The organism is Streptomyces sp. NPDC104202 (assembly GCF_055584185.1).
Map to the genome: position 1 here is coordinate 1 of NZ_JBVJMN010000137.1, position 2,606 is coordinate 2,606.

Annotated in this window: 2 protein-coding genes; both read right to left on the bottom strand. The window is 76.6% G+C overall.

The window, feature by feature from the left end:
• Positions 1-132: 132 nt before the first annotated feature.
• The gene (locus ACZ60W_RS37210; protein WP_469759832.1) at positions 133-1,566 is read right to left on the bottom strand and encodes a phytoene desaturase family protein; all 1,434 of its coding nucleotides are present in this window, start codon (positions 1,564-1,566) and stop codon (positions 133-135) included.
• 66 nt (positions 1,567-1,632) lie between these two features.
• The gene (locus ACZ60W_RS37215) at positions 1,633-2,283 is read right to left on the bottom strand and encodes a DUF4126 domain-containing protein (protein ID WP_469759833.1); all 651 of its coding nucleotides are present in this window, start codon (positions 2,281-2,283) and stop codon (positions 1,633-1,635) included.
• Positions 2,284-2,606: the final 323 nt, after the last annotated feature.

Below are 2,606 nucleotides of genomic sequence, written 5' to 3' on the forward strand. Positions count from 1 at the left end.
GGAGAGGAAGAAGTTGGGGGAGGAGGGGGGGGTGGGGGGGGGGGGGGGGGGGTTTTTTTTTCGGGGGGGGGGGGGGGGGGGGGGGGGGGGGGGGGGGGGGGGGGGGGGCCCCGGGGGGGCCCCCCCGACGCCTCACCGGGAGCCGCGGAAGCCGTCGCCCTCCACGATCAGACCCGCCACCAGGGCGCCGGACATGCCCGCGTGGGCGAGACCGCCGCCCGGGTGGGACCAACCGCCGGCGAACCACAGCCCCGGCAGCGGCGAGCGGTTGGCGGCCGGCAGCAGCAGCCCCCCGGCGCCGGCCAGCGCGGGCCCCGGCACCTCGGCGGACCCGGTCTCCCGCCGGACGTCCTCCGGCGTCCGCACGTGCCGCCACAGCAGCCGCTCCGCGAGCCCCGGGACGGCCCGGCCCGCGGCCTCGGCCATCCGGTCGGCGAACGCCTCCCCGCCCGGCTCCCGGTCGGTGCGCACGGTCGCCGTCACGGTCACCGACTCGTGGCCGGCGTCCGGCCGCAGCGCCGGGTCGTCCGGCCGCAGCACGGTCACGGTCGGGCGCCCGCCCTCCGCGTGCACGACGGTCCGGTGGACCGCGCCCGCCTCCCGGGGACCGCGCAGGGCCAGACAGACCGTCACCCGGCTCGTCCCCGTCGCCTGGTGGTGCGGCCGGTCGTCCTGCCGCTCCCACGCCACGACGTGGTCGCGGTAGAGCGAGGGCACGGGGGCGCCGGAGACGACGTGGTCGGCCCCGACGTCCGTGCCGTCGGCCAGCCGCACGCCGACCGCCCGGCCGTCCTTCTCCAGGACGTCCTCCACGGGCGCGTCGAAGACGAACTCCACCCGCCGCTCGCGGCACCGCTCGTACACCGCGTCCGCCAGCGCCCGCAGGCCGCCGCCCACGTACCAGCTGCCGAAGGTCTGCTCCATGTACGGCAGGACCACGGCCGAGGCCGGGGCTGTGGCCGGGTCGAAGCCGTACGACCACGCGTACGCGTCCAGCAGGGCGGCGAGCCGGGGGTCGCGCAGCTCCCGCGCGCCGACCTGGGCGAGCGTCGTCGTCGGGCGCCGCAGCAGTCCCGCCCTGAGCGCCGGGTACGGCTCGCGGCCGAGCGGCGACGGGTCGTCCGGCTGCGGCTCCTCCAGGAGCGGGCGGCGGGTCCGGTCCCAGGCATCGCGGGCCCGCACCAGGAAGTCGCCCCACCGCTCGCCGGCGCCCGCGCCGAGCGCCGCGTCCAGGGCCGAGACCGCGCCCGCCCGGGAGGCGTTCGGCAGGTCGACGCGGGTGCCGTCGGCGAAGACGTGCCGGCTCGCCGGATCCACCTGCGTCAGCGCGACGCACTCCTCCAGCGGCTTCCTGCCCGTCTTCACGAACAGGTCGCGGTAGACCGCGGGCAGGTGCAGCAGGCCCGGCCCGGTGTCGAAGGCGAACCCGTCGCGCGCGTACCGCCCGACCGCGCCGCCGTACGTCGCCCCCCGCTCGTACACCGTCACCCCGTGACCCGCCACGGCCAGCCGGGCCGCCGTCGCCATGGCGCCGAGTCCCGCGCCGATCACCACAATCCGTGCCATGTCGGCGAGCCTATCCGGCCCGTCGGACACCGGCCGAAGCCCGGTCGGCCTCCCGGCCCCAGGCCGTCAGAAGTGCGCCGACCCGTCGTCGTCGCGCGGCGGACGGAACCGGGGGCGGGCCCCGGCCCCGGCGAGCCGCCGCTCCTCGCGCCGCTGCGACCTGCGGCGCAGGAAGCGGCGGATGCGCTGGGCCAGGAAGACGACCGTCGCCAGCCCGAGCAGGAGCAGCACGCCCGCGATGACCGCGGCCGTCACCGGATGGAAGAGCGCGAAGGTGACGATCCCCGCCACCGCCAGGTCCTCCGCCAGGCTCAGCGCGACGTTGGAGAACGGCTCCGGCGAGGTGTTGACCGCCATCCTCGTCCCCGCCTTGACGAAGTGGCTCAGGAGCGCCGTCGAGCCGCCCACCGCGCCGGCCGCCAGCTCGGGCAGCGAACCGTTCTGCCCGGCCAGCAGGGCGCCGACGACGGCCCCCGCGATCGGCCGGATCACGGTGTGGACGGAGTCCCATATCGAGTCGACGTACGGGATCTTGTCCGCCACCGCCTCGCACAGGAACAGCACGCCCGCGACGACGAGGACATCGGTGCGCTGCAGCGACTCGGGGACCTCGTCGGTCAGCCCGGCCGCGCCGAAGAGGCCGAACAGCAGGACCACCGCGTACGCGTTGATCCCGCTCGCCCAGCCGCTGGTGAACACCAGAGGGAGTACCGACACGCCCGTGATCGTAACCAGGACTGAGTACGCGTACCTAGAGGGCGAGATGAGTAGGGACACGGATGGGCCGGAGGCCCCGCGGACGGAAGAGTGGAGTCCACGGAAGGGGCGCGGCTCCGGCACCGCCGGCACGGGGCTGCGGAACGGGGCCGCGCACCTGCCGTCACGGGGGAGCGGGAAAGCCGGTGGGGGGGGGGGGGGGGGGGGGGGGGGGGGGGGGGGGGGGGGGTTTTGTTTGTTGTCGCTCCCTCTCCCGCCCTCCTTCCATTTGTCGTCTTGGTCCGCCCGCCAGCCCCCCCCCAAAGAAAACCGCGGGGGAGAAA

Excerpts from the sequence above, each read along its gene's own strand:
- ACZ60W_RS37210 (WP_469759832.1), bottom strand. The coding sequence starts at position 1,566 with ATGGCACGGATTGTGGTGATCGGCGCGGGACTCGGCGCCATGGCGACG.